Below are 419 nucleotides of genomic sequence, written 5' to 3' on the forward strand. Positions count from 1 at the left end.
CAGCCGGTCGACCGTCGCCACGTGCTCGGCCAGCTGCTCGTTCAGGCGCCGGAGGTCGGCCTCGCGGCGCTGCTCGGTGCTGACGTCGCGGACGACGGTGAGCCGACCACCGCGGCGACCGCGCCCGACCGGCACCGTCTGCACGTCGAGCCAGAGGTCCTCGGCCATGCGCACGACGGCGTGCCCGGCGGAGTAGGTGCCGTCGGTGGCCCGCCCGTCGGGCAGCACCGCGGCGAGCAGGTCGGGTCCCACCAGGGCGCCGAAGGGCGTGCCCAGCACGTCGGTGACGTCAGGCCTCACCCGGCGCAGCAGCCGCCGGGCAGCCGGGTTGAGGTCCACCAGCCGGCCGTCCCGGTCGCTCACCAGCACCGCGTCGGTCATGGTCTCGACCACCTGGTCGCGGGCCACCGGGACCACCT

The 419-nt window shown here is 75.9% G+C and carries 1 protein-coding gene; it reads right to left on the minus strand.

From position 1 onward, the window contains the following. Positions 1 to 419, minus strand: a 419-nt coding sequence (locus tag M3677_RS17550) for a PAS domain-containing protein (protein WP_251161221.1), incomplete at both ends; no start/stop codon positions are given.

The sequence above is a fragment of the Curtobacterium sp. P97 genome, from assembly GCF_023712445.1.
Classification (GTDB): Bacteria; Actinomycetota; Actinomycetes; order Actinomycetales; family Microbacteriaceae; genus Curtobacterium.